General features: G+C 58.5%; 24 protein-coding genes. 13 read left to right on the top strand and 11 right to left on the bottom strand.

The genetic code is table 11. From position 1 onward, the window contains the following. Window positions 1-489: 489 nt before the first annotated feature. From VXJ35_RS05575 to VXJ35_RS05590, 4 genes are all read left to right on the top strand, one after another. Entirely contained in the window at window positions 490-2,481 is a 1,992-nt protein-coding gene (locus tag VXJ35_RS05575) for a TonB-dependent siderophore receptor (protein ID WP_064020802.1), read from the top strand. Beyond that, on the top strand, window positions 2,471-3,496 hold the full coding sequence (locus VXJ35_RS05580; protein ID WP_064020803.1) for an ABC transporter substrate-binding protein: 1,026 nt from the start codon (window positions 2,471-2,473) through the stop codon (window positions 3,494-3,496). The genes VXJ35_RS05575 and VXJ35_RS05580 overlap by 11 nt, the downstream gene beginning before the upstream one ends. Continuing rightward, a complete protein-coding gene (locus VXJ35_RS05585) occupies window positions 3,493-5,652 on the top strand; it encodes an EAL domain-containing protein (protein ID WP_157198091.1) in 2,160 nt (719 codons plus the stop codon). The genes VXJ35_RS05580 and VXJ35_RS05585 overlap by 4 nt, the downstream gene beginning before the upstream one ends. A 102-nt stretch (window positions 5,653-5,754) precedes the next feature. Next, window positions 5,755-6,711 (top strand): glycoside hydrolase family 75 protein, encoded by a 957-nt coding sequence (locus tag VXJ35_RS05590; RefSeq protein WP_064020805.1) that lies wholly within the window; start codon window positions 5,755-5,757, stop codon window positions 6,709-6,711. On the opposite strand, the gene VXJ35_RS05595 is transcribed toward VXJ35_RS05590, so the two are convergent. Further along, the gene (locus VXJ35_RS05595) at window positions 6,699-7,328 is read right to left on the bottom strand and encodes a pyridoxamine 5'-phosphate oxidase family protein (protein WP_064020806.1); all 630 of its coding nucleotides are present in this window, start codon (window positions 7,326-7,328) and stop codon (window positions 6,699-6,701) included. The two genes, VXJ35_RS05590 and VXJ35_RS05595, sit on opposite strands and share 13 nt — an antisense overlap. Window positions 7,329-8,025: 697 nt before the next feature. Here VXJ35_RS05595 and VXJ35_RS05600 point away from each other — a divergent pair. Further along, complete coding sequence (locus VXJ35_RS05600; RefSeq protein ID WP_064020807.1) at window positions 8,026-8,280, top strand: FitA-like ribbon-helix-helix domain-containing protein; 255 nt, start codon at window positions 8,026-8,028, stop codon at window positions 8,278-8,280. Then, complete coding sequence (locus VXJ35_RS05605) at window positions 8,277-8,693, top strand: type II toxin-antitoxin system VapC family toxin (protein WP_064020808.1); 417 nt, start codon at window positions 8,277-8,279, stop codon at window positions 8,691-8,693. The genes VXJ35_RS05600 and VXJ35_RS05605 overlap by 4 nt, the downstream gene beginning before the upstream one ends. Before the next feature lie 565 nt (window positions 8,694-9,258). On the opposite strand, the gene VXJ35_RS05610 is transcribed toward VXJ35_RS05605, so the two are convergent. Beyond that, window positions 9,259-10,290, bottom strand: a complete 1,032-nt coding sequence (locus VXJ35_RS05610; protein WP_064020809.1) for an IS5 family transposase — start codon at window positions 10,288-10,290, stop codon at window positions 9,259-9,261. A gap of 135 nt (window positions 10,291-10,425) precedes the next feature. Here VXJ35_RS05610 and VXJ35_RS05615 point away from each other — a divergent pair, with 135 nt between their 5' ends. Both VXJ35_RS05615 and VXJ35_RS05620 read left to right on the top strand, forming a co-directional pair. After that, window positions 10,426-11,127 carry a HeH/LEM domain-containing protein gene (locus VXJ35_RS05615; RefSeq protein WP_064020810.1) on the top strand — a complete coding sequence of 234 codons (702 nt, stop codon included), beginning with the start codon at window positions 10,426-10,428 and terminating at the stop codon, window positions 11,125-11,127. Between the two features lie 15 nt (window positions 11,128-11,142). Further along, window positions 11,143-11,895 carry a hypothetical protein gene (locus tag VXJ35_RS05620; protein WP_064020811.1) on the top strand — a complete coding sequence of 251 codons (753 nt, stop codon included), beginning with the start codon at window positions 11,143-11,145 and terminating at the stop codon, window positions 11,893-11,895. Window positions 11,896-12,136: 241 nt separating this feature from the next. Here the strand turns inward: VXJ35_RS05620 and VXJ35_RS05625 are convergent, their stop codons facing one another. Both VXJ35_RS05625 and VXJ35_RS05630 read right to left on the bottom strand, forming a co-directional pair. Continuing rightward, entirely contained in the window at window positions 12,137-12,625 is a 489-nt protein-coding gene (locus VXJ35_RS05625; protein WP_064020812.1) for a DUF2442 domain-containing protein, read from the bottom strand. Further along, window positions 12,622-12,825 (bottom strand): hypothetical protein, encoded by a 204-nt coding sequence (locus tag VXJ35_RS05630; protein ID WP_064020813.1) that lies wholly within the window; start codon window positions 12,823-12,825, stop codon window positions 12,622-12,624. The genes VXJ35_RS05625 and VXJ35_RS05630 overlap by 4 nt, the downstream gene beginning before the upstream one ends. 214 nt (window positions 12,826-13,039) lie before the next feature. On the opposite strand from VXJ35_RS05630, the gene VXJ35_RS05635 reads away from it, so the two are divergent. Then, a complete protein-coding gene (locus tag VXJ35_RS05635) occupies window positions 13,040-13,291 on the top strand; it encodes a type II toxin-antitoxin system Phd/YefM family antitoxin (RefSeq protein ID WP_064020814.1) in 252 nt (83 codons plus the stop codon). Next, complete coding sequence (locus VXJ35_RS05640; RefSeq protein ID WP_197495977.1) at window positions 13,291-13,719, top strand: type II toxin-antitoxin system VapC family toxin; 429 nt, start codon at window positions 13,291-13,293, stop codon at window positions 13,717-13,719. Before VXJ35_RS05635 ends, VXJ35_RS05640 begins: the two co-directional genes overlap by 1 nt. A gap of 129 nt (window positions 13,720-13,848) precedes the next feature. On the opposite strand, the gene VXJ35_RS05645 is transcribed toward VXJ35_RS05640, so the two are convergent. Both VXJ35_RS05645 and VXJ35_RS05650 read right to left on the bottom strand, forming a co-directional pair. Continuing rightward, window positions 13,849-14,481: a DUF2442 domain-containing protein gene (locus tag VXJ35_RS05645; protein ID WP_082880810.1), complete on the bottom strand. Its 633-nt coding sequence runs from the start codon at window positions 14,479-14,481 to the stop codon at window positions 13,849-13,851. A 122-nt stretch (window positions 14,482-14,603) separates the two neighbouring features. Next, window positions 14,604-15,032 (bottom strand): GreA/GreB family elongation factor, encoded by a 429-nt coding sequence (locus tag VXJ35_RS05650; RefSeq protein ID WP_064020816.1) that lies wholly within the window; start codon window positions 15,030-15,032, stop codon window positions 14,604-14,606. 501 nt (window positions 15,033-15,533) lie between these two features. Here VXJ35_RS05650 and VXJ35_RS05655 point away from each other — a divergent pair. Beyond that, window positions 15,534-16,361: a spondin domain-containing protein gene (locus VXJ35_RS05655; RefSeq protein WP_064020817.1), complete on the top strand. Its 828-nt coding sequence runs from the start codon at window positions 15,534-15,536 to the stop codon at window positions 16,359-16,361. Between the two features lie 49 nt (window positions 16,362-16,410). Beyond that, window positions 16,411-16,689, top strand: a complete 279-nt coding sequence (locus tag VXJ35_RS05660; protein ID WP_157198092.1) for a hypothetical protein — start codon at window positions 16,411-16,413, stop codon at window positions 16,687-16,689. Window positions 16,690-16,808: 119 nt separating this feature from the next. Here VXJ35_RS05660 and VXJ35_RS05665 read toward each other — a convergent pair whose 3' ends face one another. From VXJ35_RS05665 to VXJ35_RS05685, 5 genes are all read right to left on the bottom strand, one after another. Next, window positions 16,809-17,456 carry a methylamine utilization protein gene (locus tag VXJ35_RS05665; RefSeq protein ID WP_157198093.1) on the bottom strand — a complete coding sequence of 216 codons (648 nt, stop codon included), beginning with the start codon at window positions 17,454-17,456 and terminating at the stop codon, window positions 16,809-16,811. Beyond that, a complete protein-coding gene (locus tag VXJ35_RS05670) occupies window positions 17,426-18,649 on the bottom strand; it encodes a hypothetical protein (RefSeq protein ID WP_157198094.1) in 1,224 nt (407 codons plus the stop codon). Before VXJ35_RS05670 ends, VXJ35_RS05665 begins: the two co-directional genes overlap by 31 nt. Window positions 18,650-18,744: 95 nt before the next feature. Next, complete coding sequence (locus VXJ35_RS05675) at window positions 18,745-20,502, bottom strand: cell wall metabolism sensor histidine kinase WalK (protein ID WP_064020820.1); 1,758 nt, start codon at window positions 20,500-20,502, stop codon at window positions 18,745-18,747. Beyond that, on the bottom strand, window positions 20,499-21,221 hold the full coding sequence (locus tag VXJ35_RS05680; RefSeq protein WP_064020821.1) for a response regulator transcription factor: 723 nt from the start codon (window positions 21,219-21,221) through the stop codon (window positions 20,499-20,501). Before VXJ35_RS05680 ends, VXJ35_RS05675 begins: the two co-directional genes overlap by 4 nt. A gap of 122 nt (window positions 21,222-21,343) precedes the next feature. After that, window positions 21,344-22,255 (bottom strand): DMT family transporter, encoded by a 912-nt coding sequence (locus VXJ35_RS05685; protein ID WP_064020822.1) that lies wholly within the window; start codon window positions 22,253-22,255, stop codon window positions 21,344-21,346. Window positions 22,256-22,445: 190 nt separating this feature from the next. On the opposite strand from VXJ35_RS05685, the gene VXJ35_RS05690 reads away from it, so the two are divergent. Then, window positions 22,446-23,855 (top strand): PLP-dependent aminotransferase family protein, encoded by a 1,410-nt coding sequence (locus tag VXJ35_RS05690; protein ID WP_064020823.1) that lies wholly within the window; start codon window positions 22,446-22,448, stop codon window positions 23,853-23,855. Window positions 23,856-23,857: the final 2 nt, after the last annotated feature.

The raw sequence follows: 23,857 nt of genomic DNA on the forward strand, positions 1-23,857 counted from the left end.
GATTGCCCGAATGCCGCTAAGTCGAGTGATTCGATTGTCACGCCCCTCTTTGAAAAAGAGGGGGGGAGAGATTTTTCAAAACATACCGAACTCAAGTCTCGCCCAAGGTTTTGGGTCCTAAGCCCACCCGAACCGGCCGCGCTCCGCTACCGGCGCTTATCGCTTCCTGTCGCCGATTGATCGCCGTTCATTTCCTCCGCGAAGCCGGTCCGGCCCGCCGCCAGCCGGATTTTTGCTTTGCCCGTTGTGAGCAACTGCCCGCACGATTTAACGAACACGTTGATAAAATCGGTGTAAATTAACCGACCTCATTTGCCGGCGGTTGCTGTTTAGTCGGACCATGAGGCGGCATTCGGGAATGGATTGCCGGAGGCGGGGAGTGTGTGGCAAAACGCAGAAACGATTTATCGGTTTGGCATTCGTTCTCATTTGGCTAAGCTTATGCCGCTCTAGTGCTTTGTAACTAATTTGAACCGAACCCGAATCACTATGCCTTGTTTGACCGGAAACCGCCGCGCCGCGTTGCTGGCCGCCTGCCTGTTGCTGAATGCCGCTGTGGCGCGCACCGACGACGGCCGCGCCGCGCCGCCGGCCGGCGAAGACGAACAGGCCGTCCTGTTCGGCGAATTGCCGTCGGTGTTCAGCGCTTCCCGCCACGAACAGCCGATTACCAAAGCGCCGGCCGCGGTCGACGTCATTACTTCGGAACAAATCAAACATTACGGCTGGCGTACCGTGGCGGCCATGCTGGGTAGCTTGCCCGGCTTTTTGGCAACCTACGACCGGGCTTACCAACGCGTCGGCGTCCGCGGCTTCGCTCCGCCGGGCGATTACAACACCCGTATCCTGGTGCTGATCGACGGCCACCGGATCAACGAAAGTTTGCAGGACTATGCCGGCCTGGGCCGGGATTTTCCGGTCGACGTGGAAAACATCGAGCGGGTCGAAGTCGTGCGTGGCCCGGCGTCGTCCTTGTACGGCAGCAGCGCGGTGTTTGCCGTGGTCAACGTCATCACCCTGCGCGGCCGCGATTTGCAGGGCGTGCGGCTGGGCGGAGAAGTGGCCAGTTACGGCAGCGAACAGGGCCAGGTCAGTTATGGCCAGAAATTCGCCAACGGTTCGGAAGGATTGCTCTCGGCCAGTTACTACCATAGCGACGGCCATAATTCGCTGAACTACGGCAATCTGGGTTCGGCCGATTGGCTGGACCAGGAACAAGTCGAGCGGCTGTTCGGCAAACTGGCTTGGGGCGACTTTACCCTGAGCGGCGGCTACATGCAGCGCAAAAAATACCTGCCGGCCGGCAGCGTCGGCGCCGACTTCGGCGTGCCCGGCAGCAATTACCACGACCGCCGGGCCTACGCGGATTTGAACTACCGACATACCTTCAGCGGCGATTGGGAAGCCACCGGTCGCCTGTTTTGGGACGGCTACGAGTTCGACGACGATCTGAACAGCCGGCCGGCGCCGCAGCAATTGTTGACCAACCAGGATTATTGGCAGGGCAATTGGCTGGGCGGAGAAGTGTTGTTGAGCCACACTTTTTTCGATAGCCACCGCTTGACGCTGGGTAGCGAGTACCGCCGCAACTATTCTCAGCACATGGCCAATTACGACCTGCAGACCGGGTTCCAGTGGGCGGACAACCGCCTGAACAGCAGTATCGCCGGCGTATTCCTGCAAGACGAATGGGCCATTCTCGACAATCTGAGTCTGCACGCCGGCGCCCGCTACGACCACTACGACAACTTCGGCGGCACCGCCAATCCCCGACTGGGCCTGATCTACCAGCCTTTCGCCGATACCACGCTGAAGCTGCTGTACGGCACCGCATTTCGGGCGCCGAATGCCTTTGAAACCTATTACACCTGCTGCGCCGGCACCTGGATCGGCAACCCGGCCTTGAAACCGGAGCGGATCGAATCCTACGAAATCGTGCTGGAACAGAAAATCGGCGAGCATTTCAACGTCCGCCTCAGTCCGTACTACAACAAACTGAGCAATTTGATCAACCAGGTCGATGCCGGCGGTGTCAGGCAATTTCGCAACCAGGGCAACGCCGAAGCGCACGGCCTGGAGACCCAGTTGCAAGGCCATTACCGTAACTTCGAAGGCCGCGTCAGTTACACCTACCAGCAAACCCGGATCGCCGGGCTGGAACAAGCGCCCAATTCGCCGTCGCACATGATCAAATTCAATCTGAGCGCGCCCCTATGGCAGGATAAATTGTTCGCCAGTTGGGAACTGCAGTACGTCAGCCAGCGCGCCAATCCGGGCTATGCCGCGACCGACGCTTACACCGTCAGCAATCTGGTGCTGTTTTCCCGCAAATGGCTGCCGGGCGTCGAACTGACCGGCGGTATTTACAATCTGTTCGACGAGGATTATGCCGATCCGCGGATTCCGCCCAATGCCAATCTGCCCGACCATATTCCGCAAGACGGCCGCAACCTGCGGCTGAGGTTGGGCCTTGAATTTTAAACCCGCGGCCGCGGTCCGGCTGCGGACCGGTAGCGGCTGGTTCGGCTGGCAGTGGTTGCCGGCGGTTTGGCTGTGGCTGCGGGCCAAGTCCGGCCTGGGCAGGGGGTGCGCCCGGATTTGCTTGGGGTTTGCCGCACTTTGCCCCGCCGCCAGAATCTCGGCAGCCGACATCCTGGTGCTGCAAAGCCACGATTCCGCGCCGTACCGGCAAACCGTGCAAGGTTTCAGCGTCGCACTGGCGCAGCGCGGTTTGCACGCATCCATAGAAACCCGCACGGTCGGCGACGAGGCCGTCGCGGCGATCAACGAGCATTTACGCGCGGAGGCGCCGCAATTGCTGTTGGCCTTGGGCACGCCGGCCGCGCGCGCGACGATGGCCGCGGGCCAAACCACCCCGGTCGTGGCCGGCCTGTTGCTGGACGCCGACGAGTTGCGCGGCAAACCGCGTTTGACCGGCGTCGGCCTGGATTTTCCGCCGGCTCTGCAATGGCGTTGGTTGCGCCGGCTGTTGCCGGAAGTCCGCCACATCGCCGTGATCTACGATCCTCACCGCGGGCTGCCGACGTTCGAGGCCTTGCAACAATTGGCCAGGGCCGACGGCATCGAACTGGTGCCGGCGCCGGCCGCCGCGCCGGAAGACCTGCCCAGGTTGCTGAAGGAGTTGCCGGCCCAACTCGACGCCTTGTGGGCGGTCGACGGCGTGGCGGCATTCAATGCCGTCGCGGTGCGGGAGCTGCTGTTGTATTCGTTCCGCAATCGGACGCCGCTGATCGGCTTGTCGGAGCAATGGGTCAAGGCCGGAGCGATTTATGCGCTGGATTGGGATTATGCCGATCTCGGCGCCCAGGCCGCCGAGTTGGCCTGGAACATCCTGGCCAACGGCGCGGCGCCGTCCAGTCTGCCGCCGCAGACGCCGCGCAAAGTCCGGGTGGTTTACAACGGCCGCACGCTGGAGCACATGAAACTGAGCCTGCCGGAGCGCTGGTTGCCGGAGATCAGCGAGGTGGCGCCGTGAGCAGAAGCTCGATGAACATGGCGACGCGCTTCAATCTGTTGAACGCCGCGCTGGTGCTGGTGACTGCGCTCGGCGTCGGCTTTATCGCCACCTATACCCAATTGACTCGGCAGTTCGAGGCGCGCCAGCAGCACAGTCTGGCGCTGGCGACGATGTTGGCCGAGACCAGCGAATACGCGGTGTTCACCGGCCAGGGCAAATTGCTCGAACACCAGTTGGAGCGCTTGCGCAAGGTGCCGGGCCTGGCGTATGCCGTGATCGTCGACGCCCAGGGCCGCGAATTGGCGCGGATGTCGGTCGACGTCCGCTACGACGCCCGGCCGGCGCCCCAGTCCGGCAAAGGGCCGGAGAGTTTCTGGAATTGGTGGCAGGCGTCGAACCGCCACGGTTTGCTGGAGATCGTGCAGCCGATCACCAGCGGCGGCTTTCAGAACGAGGATGCGCTGTTTTTGCAAGCGTCGACCAGCAGCGCCGTGATCGGCGAGGTGCGGCTGGCGATGAATCTGGACGATTTCGTCGCGGTGGTGCGCCACGCCGTGCGCTGGGGCTTGCTGGTGGTCGCGGTGATTTTGCTGATCGGCTTGGCCGTGTCGTTGGCGATGACGGCCCGGATCGCGTCGCCGCTGAAACGTCTGGCCGACGCCGCCCACCAATTGATAGACGGCCGCATGCAACCGGTGGAACTGGACAGCGGCGGCCCGGAAGTGCGCGAATTGGGGCAGGCTTTCAATTTGATGGTGTCGTGGCTGACCGATTACCGGGCCGAAGTGCAAAGTTACCAGAGCATGCTGGAACGCCAGGCGTTCTACGACGAACTGACCGGGCTGGCCAACCGAAATTTGCTGAAAGACCACCTGCAATTGGCACTGAACCAGACCCACCGCCGGCGCAGTTCGATGGCTTTGCTGTTCCTCGATCTGGACCGTTTCAAATACGTCAACGACACCTTGGGCCATTCGTTCGGCGACCAATTGCTGCAGGAAGTCTCGGAACGTCTGCGCAATGCGGTCAGGGCCACCGATACGGTCGGACGGATGGGCGGCGACGAGTTCGTCATCATTCTGGTCGACTTGGACCGCGACGTAGCCGTGGCCCGCCGGGAAGCGGCACGAGCGGCCGAACAAATCGGCCAAGTATTGCACCAGCCGTTTTCGATTCGCGGCCACGACATCAGCACCAGCTTCAGTATCGGCATCGCCTTGTGCCCGCACGACGGCGACGACAGCGAAGCCCTGATCCGCTACGCCGACTGTGCGATGTACGATGCCAAGACCCAAGGCCGCAACACGTACCGCTTTTACGAACCGGCGCTGCAGCAGCGCGGCGCCCGGCGCCTGAATCTGGAAAACGGCCTGAAACGCGCTCTGGAATTGGGCGAATTGATGCTGTACTTCCAACCCAAGTACGACTGCGCCCGCCGCCGCCTGATCGGCGCCGAGGCCTTGCTGCGCTGGCAACACAAGCATGAATGGATCTCGCCGACCGAATTCATCCCGTTGGCCGAGGAAACCGGCCTGATTCTGCCGCTTGGCGAATGGGTACTGGAGGCTGCATTGAATACCCTGGCCGAATGGCGGTGCCAACAGTTGGTCGACGACGAATTCCATATCGGCGTCAACGTGTCGCCGACCCAATTCTGGCATCCGCAATTTGCCCAACGCACCTTGGAGATTTTGCTGCGTTGCCTGCCCGGCGGCCAGGGCCTGCTGGAGTTGGAATTGACCGAAAGCTGCCTGCTCAGGCCGTCCGAGGAAAGCCAACGTACCTTCAATGCCTTGCGCCAGGCCGGCGTGCGTTTCGCCGTCGACGACTTCGGCACCGGCTACTCCAATCTCGGCTATCTGAAACAGTTTCCGCTCGACGTGTTGAAGATCGACCAATCCTTCGTCCGCGACTGTATCGACGACCTCAGCGACGCCACCATCATCCGCGCCATCATCGCGATGGCGCACGGCCTGGGGCTGGCCGTGATTGCCGAGGGCGTCGAAACCCTGGAGCATGCCGAGTTTCTGAAACGCGAAGGCTGCGAATTGTTGCAAGGTTACCTGCTGGCCAAACCGATGCCGGCCGACCAGTTCGCCGAATTTTGCCGGCAACTGGCTTTCCATCCCTACCTGGGCAGCGCCGCGGCAAGCCATGCCGCCGGCGCCGAATAGCCGAGTTAGCCGGCTCGACACTATCGGCTTGAAATTAATTTGAGCGCACTCCGGAACCATGTTAGATAGGCGGTAACACTGACCCTATCGCCGGAGGCCGCCATGTCCGATTGTCACTTTGCCAAAACTGTCCGCCGCGCCGCGATCGGCTGCAGCTTGTTGTTTGCGGCTGCCGCCGGCCATGCCGTCGAATGCGGCATGGCGCAAGCCTTCAAACAGCCGGATGGCAATGCCAAAACCGGCTTTACCCCGGTCTGGTCCGACCGCGATGCCAAGGCACTGTTTTTCATCGAAGCGCTCAACGTCAATACCGACGGTACCCGCCGCTCGTACAGCGTCGACGATTTTTGGGGAGAGAAAAAAGCGCTGAACAACCTGTGCAACGCCATGAGCGACGCCTGCGCCGGACTGGATAAGGAGGGCTTGCGCCAGCGGCGTCTGCTGACCCAAAAAGCTTTTGCTGCGGGATGGCCGGCCGATCTGACGGCACAAACCAAAATCTCGCCGGCGATTATCCCGTTCGTAGTCGGGAAACCCTGTCCGCCGGTGGATGGCTTTCTGGTGTCCGCCACCGCGTTGCACAAACCGAACGTGGCCGACGCCTGCGACATCGGCAATTACGCCGACGCCTTGGTCACACCGGCGCTCGTCCTGCCGAAAAACCCCGGCAAAAACACCCTGTCGGAATTTGCCAAACGCAATGCCAAGGTCGGCGATTTGGCCGTAGCGCTGGTGCCGGGCGGTTCCGCACCGGTATTTGCCGTGGTCGGCGATACCGGACCGGCCAAGGAATTGGGCGAAGGTTCGGTGGCCTTGAACGGCAAATTGCTCGGCAAAAACGCGCCGCCGGCCAACTATCAGGAGGTGCGCGGCAAGGGTAAATACAAAGGCAAGGCCTGGACGGTACCGCAAGCGATGGTGCTGATCTTCCCGGCCAGCCGCGACAGCGCCGATCCGTACATGACCCCGGAACGCATCGACGCCGCAGCGAAACAACGGTTCGACGATTGGGGCGGCCTGGAACGGCTCAGTGCCTGTGCGGCCGATTATGGCAGGTAGCGGCCCTCGACAGATTCCAGAGCGTCGCGCAGCCGACGGTTTTCGGCTTGCAAGCGCTCGATTTCCGCTTGCAGGCCGGCCAGGCGGGGTTGAATCTGCGCTTCGGTAAAGCGCGGCGTGATGTGTTTCGGGCAATTCCAGTCGTAAGTCTTTACGTCGATCACGATAGCCCGCTCGACGCCGGCTTCGGCGGGCAGCGCCGCCGGCCAGTCCGTCGTGCCGAGTTCGACGATGCGGGCCACGCCCCAGATTTTCAGCCGGCGCCGCGCGACGTAGTCCATCAGGATCAAAGCCACCCGGCCGTCTGCGTCCAGATTGCCGACGCTGATGTACTGGCGGTTGCCGCGCTGGTTGGCGTAAGCCAGCGTGCTCGGGTCCAACACTTTCAAGAAGCCGGCGCTGCCGCCGCGAAACTGCACATAGGGCCAGCCGGTTTCGCCGACGCTGGCCTGGTAAAAGCAGTCGCGTTCGGTGACGAAGGCTTGCTCGGTCTCGCCCAGTTCGGCGCGCGGATCGGCGGCGGTTTCGAAACCGAGATTGCCCTCCCGGCTGCCGTAACGGCGCTGCGCGGCGCGCACCGAATCGGTAAAACAAAGGTCGGCAAAGGCTCTGGACATGGCGGTTTACCCCGATTGCGGAATGGTGAAGATTGTTCCGGATTTGTCATTCCCGCGGAAGCGGGAATCCAGTGTGGCGACTGGGTGTAGGCTTACTCACGCCCCATCAGGAGAAGCGATTAGCGCTTCGCGCGGAATAGTGACCTTTCTGTAAGATCGCCAGTCATGGCATCCCCGGCAAAGGTTCGGCGTGATTTGTTCAACCGCGGGTTTCAAGATAATCTTCCGGCCGATTCAAGATAATTTTTTAGCGATGCTTTCGTAACGAATTGATATGGTTTGATAAGTTGGGTGATTTTAAAGATACGAGATACGCCGGCTTAAAGAATGACAATAAACATGAGCCGAAATCGGTGCGGTCTTTAAAACAGTCCGCTCCGGTATAAGCGCGACGGCTGGACCCTCTATGAAAGCCGGCGTAACCAACGTTAGTGGCGTAGTTGTAAAAAGAGCCGGTCCTCCTAAAGTCGTAAGGCGTAATAACCAACGGGCATTGCGCCGAATTGTCGAAGGCCAACATACGGCGTAATACGGCTAACGCCTATTACGTATATGGACTCCTCTCGCCCTACGCGGGCTGGTGAGTTTGCCCCGGACATTAGCAATGACAGTTTGCTGTAAGTAATTGTTGGCGTTGTTGATGTGCCTTCAATTTCTTATAATGAATGCACAACATGCATTATAGCGAGGTGATTTCATGGCAATGCTGACAGTACGTAATCTGCCCGACGACGTGCACCGAGCATTACGGGTGCGCGCCGCTCAACATGGGCGCAGCACGGAAGCTGAGGTTCGCGAGATATTGACGATGAGCGTCAAGCCTGAAGAACGGGTTCGTATGGGTGAAGCGCTGATGGCATTGGGTCGTCAGATCGGTTTAACCGACGAGGATGTCGAGGTATTCGAACAGATGGAAGACAAGGCTCCAGCCGACCCTGTGAGGTTTGATTGATCGTCCTCGATACCAACGTCATTTCGGAAGCGATGAGGCCCGAGCCGCACCCGGCGGTGCTGGCTTGGCTGAATGAACAAGTTGCGGAAACACTGTACCTGTCCACCGTTACACTGGCCGAACTACTGTTTGGCATCGCCGCGCTGCCTGCGGGTAAACGCAAAGACATGCTGACAAAAATCTTGGAGGGTTTATTGCAACTATTCGGGGACCGGGTGCTGCCTTTCGATACCGACGCAGCAAGGCAATATGCCGAGCTTGCCATCACAGCCAGGACGGGCGGACGAGGATTTCCAACGCCTGACGGCTATATCGCCGCAATTGCCGCTTCACGCGGTTTCGCGGTGGCATCACGTGACACAGCGCCCTATAAAGCAGCCGGCGTGTCTGTCATCAATCCATGGGAAACATAGAGCTAACATGCGATACCGGCTGAGGCTTATTAGTGGATCAGGATTTGTCGCCGGCTTTGGTGCTGGTCAGGCGGCGTTTTAATCACATGCGTCCGAATACGCTCGCTATTTGGACCTACGCGGGCTTTTCAATCCCGTTCGGCACATAGATTCTTAGAAATCGGTAGGTTGTTAGTGGAAAAAGCGCGCGGATAGATTCATCAAGGTCCGAAGGTCAATTAAGCACCTTCACTAAGAGACCGAATATATGGTGGCAATCTCGATCTCTGTTGGAATCATTATTTTGGCAATCTTGGCTTGCAATTTGGGAGGAGTCCATATATGTGGTGAGGAACGACCGCATCAATCGCGAACGATGCGGTGCGCGCTGTTTACCGCACCCTACGGGCTAACCCATTTAATTGAGTTCACGAACTAGGAGCAATCATGGGGATTTTTGACTTTTTAAAGGGAGCCTCTAAAAATCCACGATTAATCAGATTCGGGGCGTAAAACGTGCTCGAAAGCTGGCATTTCCAAGCGGACTACCTTCAACTCGAAGCCTTTTCAGCTCCGATGGGCGGCATCAAGACGCAGCTACCCTGCGAATGGCGCAAAAACGTCGCATGTTGTACACCAGATTCATGAAGCCGATACGTACTTCGGCGCGGGCTAGGCCAATGCAACGGATCGCCTTACCGCCCCATTGCGCCATCCAGGCAAACACGTGCTCGACCCGGCAACGGGTTTTGGAGCGGGTACTGTTGCCTTGTTTTTCCCGGTCAGTCAGCGGTTTGCCGCGCACCCCTTTGCGGTGAATCCGGCTGCGGTAGCCTTGGACTTTTAACAGTTCTTCCACCGCTTCGGAACGATAGGCACTGTCGGCCCACACATCCCGGCTGGTGTTGCCGCTATCAAGCAAGCCGTTCAGGGCTTGGGAGTCGTGGACGCTGGCATCGGTGACCGTGTATTTGCGCACCAGCTTGTGGGCATTATCAACGTTGACGTGATTCTTGTACCCGTAATAGCTCTTGTCGCCTTTCTTGGTCCAGCGCGCATCGGTATCCTTCTGACTGCGTTTGGAGGCCGACCAGTCCTCGACGGTTTCGCCGGCTTTAATCCGGGCGTTTTCGTCCGGCGTATTACGCTGCACCGGCGCCTTGACGAAGCTGGCGTCAATCAGTTGGCCCTTGCGGGCGATCAGGCCGGCGCGATCCAATTGCCGGTTGAATTCGTTGAATAACGTCTCGGTGAGTTTCAGTTCTTTGAGTGACTCACGAAACAGCCAGAAACTGTTGCGATCCGGCGCGTGCTTGGCATCCGACAACCCAATAAATCGCTGGAAACTGCGCCGGTCTTCGATTTGGAACTCCAGTTGCTCATCGCTCAGATTGTAGAGACTAGCGATGACCAACGCTTTGAACATCAACACCCCATCCCAAGGCTTACGCCCGGCAGACGATTTGCGGACTTTGTGATGGACTTGATCCAGCAACGGACGGAACGCTTCCCAATCCACTTGCGCGTCCAATTCCAACAACGGATTGCCCAGCCGATCGATCCGACGATCACGATGTTCAAACAGGGAACCGAAAAGGTCGTCTTGTGCCACCGTCATCTCTGCTCTCCAAAGGTCTTTAGCTCCGACTCATTTTACTCGCCGGGCGCAATTTTTAGAGGTTCCCTAAAATCAATAGGCAAAAAAGAAGGAGCTATCAAAACAAACCCTACTCCAACTAAATACGGCAATTCAATGCCAACAGTAAAACCAGAGAAGGAAATCTTTGAATGCTATGACGAGGTTTTCAAAACAATCATTTCTGATATATCTGGCTTGTCAGAAAATGAGGCGAAAGAAATTCACTGCATTATAAAGAAATGTGAGGGTGGATTTCTAAACATGGGAGGGTACCACTCTATCGTATGGGAAAGATATTTCAGAGGTAGAGACTGGAAATGGAATGAATACGAGGAATGGAATAGCAGATTTTTAAAAATTGGAAAATTCCCCACAAATTTCCCTCAGGAAAAAGTACTTACACCAGAAAAAAGTGAAGAGGCTCTTAGTAAATTGAAAGTTAGCGAACTTAAATCACTATGCACTGAGTACCAATTGTCAATTCCAAGCAAAACAAAGAAAACAGATTTGGTTGATATTCTTAAATTAATTCCAAATATAACCAAACAATCATTAGTTTCACAAAAGATTGAAGAGCTAGACGACCGATTTCGTCACGATCTTTTTTCTCTACTAATGAGAACCATAAATTTTAGAGGGAAAAATTTATATGATCTCAGAAGATCTGAGAAAGTTGGGGTGAAAAAATTCAAAATACTCTATGTTTTTGAGGAAGACAAAGAATTTGTAGAAATGGCATTGAAATTAAAACCCAATGCACTTCACCCTGTTTTTCCATCCGACATGAGCATGAAGCAACCTGTAATTGAATTCTAATAAGTGAAAATTTAAATGAAGAAAATCATTTACTGCCTTGTAAAGATATTCAAGGATTGCGATAACGAATATGCCGACAATCTTTTGAATAGTGGAGAGCTTTATTGTCAAGCCCTAAAGAATTTCAAGGTAATTGAGGATGGCGAAGTAAGAGGGGATAAGTATGAAGGGTTAATCCATTGGATTCAGCCAAGAGATTGTGTTATATCTCTAGAACTTCCAGAAAATATAGTCGACATCCCAAGGGAAATAACGATCACAGAAGCTGATCTAACTGCCCCCGCGGCTATACAGACGACTGAATATGAATATCACAAAATCTACTGCATGTATGCAATAGCAATCGATGAGTTCAGTTTTAAATACTCAACCGAAGAGGAAAGAATTTCTTTGCAAAAAGAAATAAATGACCTCATCAGTAAGCAGATTGAATTTGACGAGAAAATATCCTCTGAACTCGGCAACATAGCTATTGTTATCACTAATGTAAAAAAGTTCATAGATAGAGTGAAACAACATTGCGGCAACGACGTGCACCACGGTTTAGTTGGATATTTCAATGATGAAGCGGTTAGTGTGCAATTTCAAGGAATTGAGTCAATTTTCAGAAAAAGAAAATTATACTCATACCAAAATGAATATAGATTTGCATTTTCTTCAAGGGATCAATTGAATAGCAAAATATTCCATATTGGAGATTTAAAAGATATTGCATACAAAACCACTGTCAGTGAACTTAAGGAATTAATCAGTATATCTGTCAAATAAAAGGTTAGCCTTTTGACTGGTTTTTGTTGATCAAAAAAATGTCCTGTGTAATACACATCACGTTTGTTCTGGCTTATACGATTAACAGGTTGGTGAAAAACCATATTCTGGCCACTAATTTAGCTATAAGAAGCCTTTATTTAGTGCTGAATCAATCTTGTAGTACTAAATATAGGTCTGATTGGTTGCAAAAAAGAGTTTTTCACCAACCTGTTAACCCGCCCGTTTCTTTTCTAAACAGTCAAGCATGCAACGCCGCGGCCGAAGGAATTTGTTGCGGCAAAGTTGGACAGGTCGGGCGTAAGGCTTCCCAGCCCAGGCGGGCCAGCCAGATCGTGCGGGGAATCGGTTTTTCGCCGTCGCGGTAATAAATCAGCATGCGGCGCGAAATACCCAAGGCCTTGGCGGATTGCGGCGGCGTGAGTCCGGTGTCGTGTCGCCAATGCCGGGTGCGTTCCCGGCCGATGTCGCCGGCCTGCTCGACCGCCAGATTTCGCAGGTTATCGGCAGCCAAATCGAGTTCGTCTTCGATCCAATCCACCGTCCGTCCCGCGAAACCTATTTTGGCTTGCGCAAATAAGTCCCGATCTTTCAGCGGACTTAGCGCTTCGGTTTCGGTTATCCAGGCGTTCAAATCGACTTCGAAGCGTTGGCCGTCGGCGTAACGCAAGCACAGTTTGTATGCGGTTAACGGCTCGCCCCCGGTCAGTTGAAAATGGTCTTTACTCATAGTTGCAGTTCCTCGAATAGCTTGGCCAGCTTGTCGCGATTGGCTTTTGCCCACACCAACACTTCGGACAATTCGCGCAGCGCAATTTTGCCGTGGATGATTTCCAGAGTGTCGCCTTGGCCCAGGCCTCGCGCCCGTCGTTCATCAGGACGTGAAAATGCGGCGGCGGATGGTCTTTGGCGTTGACCCGAACCCGGCAAAAACTAAAACGTTAAACGACTGGAATGGCTCGGGATTGTGATGCAACCGTTGCATGCTTTCAACCCACGTATGCCCTGCATACCATTTTCCAATTCAATTTGATTCGCCACACCCCGCTAAACCGACCCAATTCTCCAGCGCGCGGCGGCAAAAAGCTGGTGCCCCTGGTTCGCTTGTAGTAATGTTTATACATTGCAAATTGAGGGCGTCGCCATGGCTATTACGACCATCTCCAGCCGAGAGCTGAATCAGGATGTTACCCGCGCGAAGAAGGCGGCCAAGAATGGCCCGGTATTCATCACGGATCGGGGCAAGCCTGCTCACGTGTTATTGAGCATCGAGGAATACCAGCGGCTGACAAAGCAGCGCCGCAACATTGCCGATTCGCTGGCCATGCCGGACGCTGCGGACATCGAGTTCGAGCCGCAACCTTTGACGATAGGGGCTCGGCCGGCTAATTTCTGATGATGTACGTTCTCGACACCAACGTGGTTTCCGAATTGCGGAAAGTCAGGATTGGCAAGGCGGATGCAAATGTGGCGGCATGGGCCGACAGCGTCGATGCCGCCGACTTGTTCTTGTCGGTAATCACCCTGATGGAATTGGAGCTTGGCGTTTTGTCGATCGAGCGCAAGGACGCCAGCCAAGGCGCCGTGTTGCGTGCATGGCTGGAACAGCAGGTTTTGCCGGAGTTCTCCGTGCGGACTCTGCCGGTTGATGCAGCGGTTGCACTGCGTTGCGCCAGGCTCCATGTACCCGACAAGCGCGGCGAGCGGGATGCGCTTATCGCAGCCACGGCACTTGTGCATGGCATGGCGCTGGTTACCCGCAATGTGGCCGACTTCCAGGCTACGGGTGTGGTCATCCTCAATCCGTGGGAGGCCATGCAGTGACTGCCTCGGTGGGCACGGTTTTTGTGCCCACGCGGCATTGAATAACTCCCGCTAACGGTGGGCAGAAAAGCGTTGCCCACCCTACGTTTTTTGAGATTTCTTTTGAATATTGGGATGGTTTTGGTCCCGTTATTTCGCCCCGAACATCGTGGGTTCTGGCGAGACAACTTGAGGCGCAACGGTCGCGAATGACGCGCCTCCTTGCGTCGTCGGCATCCTATATCCGCTTCGAATAGCAAAGCCTATTCGAATTGATACGATCAACCCGCTAATTCTTTGTAGATAATCAAGCATGCAACGCCGCGTATTCCTTGGCCGAAGGAATATGTAGCGGTAAAGTCGGCCCGGTGGGGAGAACGGCTTTCCAGTCCAGGCATACCAGCCAGATCGTGCGGGGATCGGTTTTTCGCCGTCGCGGTAATAAATCAGCATGCGGCAGGAAATGCCCAAGGCTTCGGCGGCTTGCGGCGGCGTGAGTCCGGTGTCGTGTAGCCAATGCCGGATGCGTTCCCGGCCGATGTCGCCGGCCTGCTCGACTGCCGGATTGCGCAGGTTATCGGCGGCCAAATCGAGTTCGTCTTCGATCCAATCCACCGTCCGTCCCGCGAAACCTATTTTGGCTTGCGCAAATAAGTCCCGATCTTTCGGCGGACTTAGCGCTTCGGTTTCGGCTATCCAGGCGTTCAAATCGACTTCGAAGCTTTGGCCGTCGGCATAACGCAAGCGCAGTTTGTATGCGGTTAACGGCTCGACCCCGGTCAGTTACTCACCGTTGCAATTCCTCGAACAGCTTGGCCAGCTATTCAAGATTGGCTTTTGCCTACACCGGCGCTTCGGACATTTCACGCAGGGCGCATGCAGCCGATGATTTCCACAGTGGCGCGCTACATCTCGTATTGTTTTGTGGCCTCTGGTTGAAAGTAGATCATGTCGATCCGGATGGATCTTAGCCCTTCCGGGAAATGCCATTCAACGGTGCTGCCGACAGAAAAACCGATAATTGCAACACCCATATCCGACAGAATGGATAATTTACCCTGCTGGAGATCTTCATCGTTCGGGAACACCAGCGTATATGTCATCGTCTTTCCCGTGCTTATGTCGATTAGGCGAACGCAGGTGTTCATTGTGACTACATAAGGCGGGATTTCTTCCGGCGGCAGAATGGTGGCTCGGTTGAGTTCGCCTTCCAGCGTATCCAACAGAACCGACGGCGTGGAACTGAATTGTCTTGCCGTTATGATCAAGTCCCGTAAACGGGCGCAGTCGAGCGCGGAAAGAATGATGTTTCTGGCTTTCGTGAAGTCTTTCATGGTCGTCGCTTCGCCGAGTGAATGGTGATAGAGAGCTTTTAGTCGGACTGTTCTCTCCAACTAGAATCGTCTGATTGGGCTTCCGACTTAAGCCGGGATAAAAAAGCGTTCCTGCGCAGTCCTCTATTGCGTTAACGATCAAAAACAAAACGACACAAGGAATCCGCAACTAACCGCTCGATTATCAATGAGCCGGTTGGTCGTGGCAGCAAAAGTCTTCGGCAACCAACTCGATGGCATGCCCTTCCTACGCAGGTAGGCCGAACAACGTGGGCTGCAACGGTCGCGAATGATGTGCCGCCTTGGGTCGGCGCCATCCTACACCCACATTCGAATAGCAAAGCCTATTCGAACTGATGCATTCCAAGCCTACCTTCTGGCATTTTGACCCGATTGACAGCCCCACATCTCACGCCCATTTGACCATCCCGTGAGGATTTCGTGACTTTTCCGATTGCACAATGGCCGCGCCATTTGGCATTCATATTAAGGAGAATCACGATGCAGAAAAATCATGCTTTTGCGCTGTCGGCGCTGTTGTTGGCGGCTGGCGCGGCGCCGTTGAGTTCGGCCGAAGCGGCGCAGGTCACGCTGAGTTTCAGCAACCTGTCCGCCGCCAACGGGCCGGCCTTGAGTCCGTTTTTCATCGCCTTGCACGACGGCTCGTTCGACGCGTTCGATGTCGGCACCACGGCTTCGGCGGCGATTGAGGCGATTGCCGAGATGGGCAACGGCGCCGGCTTGTCGTCTGCATTCGCGGCCAGCAGCGCGGCAGCGGCCGGCGGCACCAGCGCGACGGTGACCGCGTCGGTCAACGCCTTCGGCCCCGGTATTTTCCTGCCCGGTGCCAAAGGCAGCGTCACCCTGGATTTGGACCCGGTGAAAAACCGTTACCTGAGCTATTTCGCGATGGTGGTGCCGTCCAACGACCGCTTCGTTGGTAACGAGTCGCCGACCGAAATCGAATTATTCGACGCCCAAGGCCATTTCACCGGCGGTACCTTCGTCGAAAACGGCAGCAGTATCTGGGATGCCGGCACCGAACTGGACGGCACTACCGGCGCGGCGTTCCTGGTCGGGTCTAATGCGGCGGACAGCCCGGCGCAAAACGGTACCATCCAGGCCAATCATGACTTCGCGGTCTATGCCGGATTAGGAACGCCGGCCGGTTACAACTTTACCGATCTACCCGGCGCCAATACGCCGCTGCTGCAAATCAGCGCGGTGTCGCAAGTGCCGGTTCCGGCGGCGGCCTGGTTGTTCGGCAGCGTGTTGCCGTTGTTCGGCTGGTTGCGGAAGCGCGCGGCGGTGTCGGCTGTGCCGGCTTGAGGCGGGCGGCTCGTTGTTCGGTTGCGATGACGGGCTCAGGTTCGGGCTGATGGACTTGGCGCTGGAATACCGATTTTTCGGTACGGTTTCTCGCCGCCAACTGGCCCCGGCTTGGAGTACAAATCTTAATTTGTACTCTATTGAGGATTTCGTTACCCAGAACTTCCCCCTTTGCAAAAGGGGGATCGAGGGGGATTTATTTAAAAATCTCCCCCAGCCCCTCTTTGTTAAAGAGGGGAGTTATCCCGGCGCGATTCGGAGCAATCCGGGTTCAGGGATTTTAGCTATGACCAAGTCCTTCGAACGGGGGCGGTTTATCGCTCGGTAAAGCTAGTTCGACATGATGGAATTGGCAGCGGGGCGCGTTTTCGCTTCGGCTTTTCGTCCCGACTGGACCTGACTCGCAGCACAAATCGCGTTTGCACTCCGGCTTGGCGAAGCACCGCATCAAAAGCCGTCGCCGTAACCTTGATTCTGCAAATTGGCCGGCGGCTTGCCGGTGGGGAAGCGGGCTTTTAATTCCACTGTCACCGCCAGTTCTGCGGCCGGTACGCTGATGATCTGCTCGGGGGCTTGTTCGGCCGCGTCCGGGTGCCAAAAGCTCAGGCGATAGCGGCCGTCCGGCAAATCCAAAGTCCAGCGGCCCTCGGCGTCGGTAACCGTCAGATAATCCGCGTCGCTGACGTAGACGTAACCCAACATCCAGTCGTGAATGTTACAACCCAGCGCGACGATGCCAGGGCGGACGAACAGTACCGGTTCGCGCGGTACGCCGCTGTAGAGTTTGATCTCGAAACGCTTGGCGGTGGAAAACGAATAGACGTGGTGCTTGATCGCGTCGCTGTTCGGAAAATACACCGGCGTGCCGCTGCGTACCGCCAACACGTGCGGGACGAATTCGCGGCTTTTCTGGTCCAAGGCCATCGCCGCCGGCGCGGGCGGCGCTTTGACCCGGCCGGTGGCATCCAAGGCTTGGGCGGCGACCACCAGATTGGCCAACGGCCTGCCGCCGGCTGCGGCTCGGCCTTGCAGTTCCGCGGCCGGCGCGACCGCGGCCCAAGCCGTTAAAAAAACAGCCGGTAACCGACTTGCCACAGCGTGTCCTCCTGATAAGCGGCTTCGCCGCGCTCCTGCCGTGCCGGGCGGGCGCTGAAAATGCGGCTGAATTCGACATTCAATTGATGGTGCTGGGCGAAGGTCAGATTGTAATTGACGGTCCAGGCCTGGCCGCGTTCGCCGTTGCGGTCTTGCGGCAGGTAATCGCGTTCGTCGCTGCCGAAGCGTTCGTAACGCAGGCTGAAACGGCCGTCGCCCAGCGGCCGGCTCAACAGCCAGCTTGCCGACCAAAAGCCGACATCGACCGCCCGCAAGTCGCCGAGCAGCTCGCCCATGCTGGTGCGGCCGGTCAGCGCTTGCGAAATCAGCGTGGTTTCCCAGGGCAATTCGGCCTTGGCGCCCAGGCTCCAGAAACGAGTGTGCCAGCCGTATTGGCCGGCGGACAGCGCGGCCGGATCGGCGTTGTTGTCGTAATACAGCGCGCGTAAGCTGTAAAGCTGGGGCCGTTCGGCGGCGATGCCGGCGTAAAAGCCGGGCCGGCCGTCCACTTCGACGAAGGTCTGGCTGGCGTTGGCCTGCTTGGGAAACAACACCGGAATGCGAATGCCGTCCGGCAGACGCAGGCGGCCAGTCAAGGTCGATTCGAAGTCATGCAAACTCCAGCCGCGCCAGGCCAACGTTAGGCCGGCGGTGTCGTTGTTGGCCAGGCCGGCGCCGAACACGCCGAATTTATCGCCGGCTTCGGTTTGGTAATCCACACGTAACTCGCCGCCGAACGTACGCAATTCCTCGCCGACCCAGGCGTTGATCGTCGACGAACTCAGCGTGTACGGGCTGCTCCAGGCGGTGCCGGTGTTTTCCAACGAAATCGGTGGAAAGAACATGCCCAAGCGCCCGGCCAGACGCCAGCCGGCGGCACCGACCGGCCGGTAAGCGAGATAGGCTTCGGTCAAGTCCAGTGGTGTCGATTGACGGTCCGCGTATTTGACGGTGGCGTTGACCATCCAATCCCAATCCAAACGTACCTGTAAGGTGGCGGCGGCTTCGTTAACCCGCCAGCGGTCGCGTTCACCGCCGGCGCGCAGTTTGCCCAGGCCACGTTCCAGCTCGCCCGGCGCGGCGTTGCTGTCTTGGTAGCGCAGGTCCAGCAGGCCGTGCCAAGTCACTTCCGGAAATTGGCCGTCGTCAGCTCGGCAGATCTGCGTCATCAAACCGAGAAGCGTCAACAACACAAGCGACTGCATTCGGCGGGGTAGCTTCCAGCTTTGCTGCCGGTGCGGGAATGAGCTTGGTAGGACCGGGTGCCGAGAGTGCGATAAACGCATGTTTACGATTGGCCTCTGGCGGTGTGCGCGGAATCCGCCAGCGGTAAATCGAAACGAAATTCGCTGCCGACACCCAGGGTGCTATCCACTTGCAAGCGGCCGCCGTGCAATTGGGCGATCTTGCCGACCACGATCAAGCCGAAACCGCCGCCGTCGGCACGGGCGCGGCGGGCCAGCGGCGAGTCCCAATCGCACAAGGTGGGTAAATATTCCGGCGCGATGCCGATGCCGGTATCGCGGACGGCCACCGCTACCCGGCCGCGCGCCGGCCAAGCGTCCAGCCGCACTCGGCCGCCTGGCGGGGTGTGGCGTAAGGCGTTGTCGATCAGGTTGGTCAGCAGGCGCTCGATCAGGCCGATGTCGGCGCTGACGAGAGGTAATTCCGGGCGCAGTTCGGCTTGCAAGCTGACGCCGCGTTGTTCGGCTTGCAGCCGGTATTTTTGGGCGACGTCTTGCAGCAATTCGGCCAGATTGAATGGCTCGGGATTCAGACTGGCGTCGTCGCATTCCAGCTTGGCCAGTTCGAACAATTCCTGAGCCAAGCGGCTGACTTTTTCGGTCTGGCGCAGCGCGGTATCCAGAAAATGCTGCTGCTCGTCGGACGGCAGGGTATCGGCCTTGCGCTGCATGGTCTCCAGAAAGCCGCGCAACGCGGCCAACGGCGTACGTAAATCGTGCGATACCGAAGCCACCAGCTCGCGGCGTTCCTGGTCTTTCTGGCGCAGTTCGCCCAGTTGGCCGGCCAGTTGCGCGGCGCGGACGAAGGTGTCGGCCAGCCGGCCCAGTTCGTCGCTACGGCCGGTGAGCGAAGAGGCGGCAAAATCGCCGTTGACCGCCCGTTCGCCGGCGCCGGCCAGAGCGCGCAGCGGCCGCGACAGATTGCGGGCGATGACTACGCTGCCGGTCAGAGTCGCCAGCAGGCCGAGCAACAACACCCCGGCCGCCAGTAACAGCATATGGCGGTAGCCGGCGAAGGCGTCGGTGAACTTGATTTGCAGCAATGCAGCGACGCCTTGACTGTCACCGGCTGCCGGCAATGCCAGTATGCGGCCGAGGTAGCGGCCTTGCGCGGTATCGACCGTGGCGGCCAGCGTCCGGTCGGGGCCACTGTTCAGTAAAGCCAGGGCTGCGTCCGGTGCCGAAGCGGCCAGCAGTTGGCCGCCGTCGGCACTGAGTTCGGCCAAACCGATGTGCAGCGGCAATAGCGAGTTTTGCCGAAATCGGGCGATACGCTGCTCGTCGACCGCCTGCGCCACCGCCACCCAACCCACCGGCAACGGCGCCAACACCGGCACCAGCGCCCATTCCTGCAAGCGGCCGTCCAGCACGCCGAACCAGACCCGCAGGTGGGCGGCGTCGGTGTTTGCCAAGGCTTGCGCATACGGAAACGGCCGGTCCTGCCACTGGCCGGCGCTGTCGGCAAGCACTTGAAATTGCGGATCGATAAACAAGCCGCGTTGGCCGTGGATGCGCAGCAGCAGATTTTCCAGCGCCGAAGCGATCGTCGCAGGATCGCCGCCAGTGACAGTGCTGCGAAAGCCGAAATCGGCGACCAGCAAGCCAGCCTCGCCGGCGACCCGCTCGGCGCGCTCGACCAGCAATTGGCGAAAGGCTTGCTCGGCGTAGCGCAAGTCCTGGTCGAGTTGGCGCAACAGGTTGTCGCGCACCGCCACGTAGATGCACACCACCGTCAGCGCCTGCACCGCGACGAACAGCGCCGCGAACAGCAAGGCGATGCGGCTTTGGAAGCTCAGCGTCATGCGTCGGCGGCGTCCAGTTCGGCGAATTTGTAGCCGACGCCCCATACCGTCAGGATGCGCGCCGGTTTGGCCGGATCGGTTTCGATTTTGGCGCGCAAGCGGTTGATGTGGGAGTTGACGGTGTGTTCGTAGCCGTCGTGGTTGTAGCCCCAAACCTGATTCAGCAGTTCCAGCCGGGTGAACATCCGGCCGGGATGGCGGGCGAAGAAGTGCAGCAAGTCGAATTCGCGCGCGGTCAGGGCTACCGGTTGACCGTCCAACGCCACCGCGCGGCTTTGCGCATCGATCCGTAAACCGCCGGCGATCAGAACGGCATCTGCCGGTTCGGCGGCCGCTTGGCTCAACGCCGCTACCCGCCGCAACAGCGCACGGACTCTGGCGACTACTTCGGCTAGCGCGAACGGCTTGGCGATGTAATCGTCGGCGCCCATTTCTAAACCCACCACCCGTTGCACGTCGCTGGATTTGGAACTGACGATGATGATGGGGGTATACACCGGCCCGGCTCGCACCCGCCGGCAAATTTCCAAGCCGTCCACGCCGGGCAGCATTACGTCCAGCAACAGCAAGTCGTAGCGATTGCCGGCAATCGCCGCCAGCGCGGCATCGCCGTCGCCGACGGCATCCACCCGATAACCTTCGTCGCGCAGATTGTCGGCCAGCAGCCCGGCGACGTCGGGATCGTCTTCGACCAATAACAGGTGTTTGGTGGGCGGCATCGGCGGCGGAATTTTTAAAATAAAACCGATTATCGGCCAATCCCGCCAACGGCGCCATTCACGAAAGGCTCACCGAGTCGTGATAACTCCGTGAGATTTGGCCGATTAAACTAGAACGGCGGTTAGCCGTTGCCTGGCCGGCGTTGTGCGGGCGCGGCAACGGAGCGGCGTCCGGAGGCTACGCAGAGCAGCACGATGGCGGCGGCGACGATTTGGCTGGGGTTTATCGTCTCGTCCAGTACCAGCGCCGCGCCGGCCAGGCTAAAAAACGGCTGTACCAGTTGCAACTGGCCGATCCGGGCGATGCCGCCCATTGCCAAACCTTTGTACCAGGCGCAGAAGGCCAGGTACATGCTGACGACGCTGACGTAGCCGAATCCGGCCAGGCTGCGCCAGCCGACCGCCGACCATGCCGGCGGCGCGGCCTGCCAGACGACGGGCGCCAATAGCGGCGCCGACAACAACAAGGCCCAACTGATCGTCTGCCAAGCGCCCAATTCCCGCGCCAGCCTGGCGCCTTCGGCGTAACCGAGGCCGACTGCGGCGACCGCCGCCAGCAATAACAGGTCGGCGCCGTTCGGTTTGCCGCCGGCGCTGAAGCCGCAAAAGCCGACGATGGTCGCGCTACCGATCAAGGTCGCCAGCCAATAACGCGGCCCCGGCCGTTCGCCAGCCAGCCAGGCGGCGAACAACGCCGTCGCCAGCGGCGCCAACCCGACCACCACCGAGGCATGGCCGGCGGCCGAGGTTCGCATCGCCAGCGTCGACAACAACGGATAGCCGATCACGACGCCGGCGGCAGTCAGAGCCAAACGACCCCATTGCCGCCGCGACGGCCGCGGCGCCTTGGTCCACCATAACATCGCCGCGGCCAACGCGGCGGCAACCAGCGCCCGGCCCAGGCCGACGAACACCGGGTCCAGATCGGCGACCGCCAATCGGGTAGCCGGTAAAGTCAAACTAAAGCCCAGGATACCCAGCATCCCGAGCGCGGCGCCTCGCCGCTCGCGCGGCATTCCTTGTTTCGTAGTCATCGCTATTCTCGCTATCGGATGAAAAAACGCCGCGTTGATGATGCTTCGATCCGGCGGCGATTGACGGCGATATGCTAGCCGGCTAAGCTGGTACCTACACAGATGTACTCTTGTGAAATTCTAGCGATACAGATGGCTTGAAACCCGTTCTGTATCGGTCCGCGCCACCCCGATCTGTACCACTTGTCCGATGACCTTGCTCTACCAGGAAATTGCCGAACATCTCGATCAAGCGATCGCCCAGGGCGTTTACCGGCCCGGCGAGCGCTTGCCCAGCGTGCGCCAGCTCGGCGAGCAGCATCGGGTCAGTCCGGCGACGGCGGTACAGGCCTTGCGCTTGTTGGAAGACAGCGGCCGGATCGCCGCCCGGCCGCGTTCCGGCTATTACGTCACCGAACGGCGCGAATCGGTGTTGCCGGAGCCGGCAAGCTCCGCGCCGCTGCTACAACCGACGCCGGTCAGCGGCCAGGCCTTGGTGTTGCAACTGGCCAAGGCGGCGGCCGAGCGGCGCAGCGTCCCGCTCGGCGCGGCGGTGCCGGCGCCGTCGTTTCTGCCGACCTTGAAAATCGAACGCGCGTTGGCCGGTTGTGCCCGTCGCCATCGGCAACGCATCGCCGGCTACGAATTCGCGCTGGGCAATCCGGAATTGCGCCGGCAGATTGCCAGGCGGATGTCGGAAGCCGGCTGCGCATTGAGCGCCGACGACATCGTCATCACCAACGGGTGCCAGGAAGCGATTGCGTTGGCGCTACGGGCGGTGACCGAGCCGGGCGACATCGTCGCGATCGAATCGCCGACCTTCTACGGCCAGTTGCAAGTGATCGAATCGCTGGGGCTGAAGGCCATCGAAATCCCGACCCACCCGCGCGACGGCATCTCGCTGGCCGCGTTGCAACTGGCCTGCGAGCAATGGCCGGTCAAGGCCTGTCTGGTGGTGCCCAATTTCAGCAATCCGCTGGGTTATTTGATGAGCGAAACCCGCAAACGCGAATTGCTGGCGCTGGCTAAGCGCCACGATTTCGCGTTAATTGAGGACGACGTCTACGGCGATCTCGGCTTCGCGGCGAGCCGGCCGCCGGTGGTGAAAGCCTGGGACGAGGAGGGTAGGGTGCTGCATTGTTCGTCGTTTTCCAAGTCGCTGTCGCCGGGTTTGCGCATCGGCTGGATCGCGCCGGGGCGTTACTTGCAGCGCGTCGAATATTTGAAATACGTGGCGAATCTGGCTTCGCCGTCGTTGTCGCAGATCGCGACCGCCGAAATCCTGGCCGACGGCGGTTTCGAGCGCCATCTGCGCCAAATTCGCCGGCGCTATGCCGAGGCGGTCGAGCGGATGACCGACGCCGTGGCCTGCTATTTTCCGGACGGCACTAAATCCACCCAACCGGTCGGCGGCTTCGTGTTATGGCTGGAATTGCCGGCAGGTAGCGACGCCTTGGCACTGGCGCAACGAGCCTTGCTGGAAGGCATCAGCATCGCGCCGGGGCCGATTTTTTCGGCGACCGGCAAATACCGCAATTTCATCCGCCTCAACTGCGCCTGCGACTGGGACCGCAACGTCGAACGGGCGCTGGAGAAACTCGGCCGCTTGGCGGCGGGTTGAAG

The sequence above is a fragment of the Methylomonas sp. DH-1 genome (genome assembly GCF_046097555.1).
In the GTDB taxonomy this organism is placed as follows: domain Bacteria; phylum Pseudomonadota; class Gammaproteobacteria; order Methylococcales; family Methylomonadaceae; genus Methylomonas; species Methylomonas koyamae.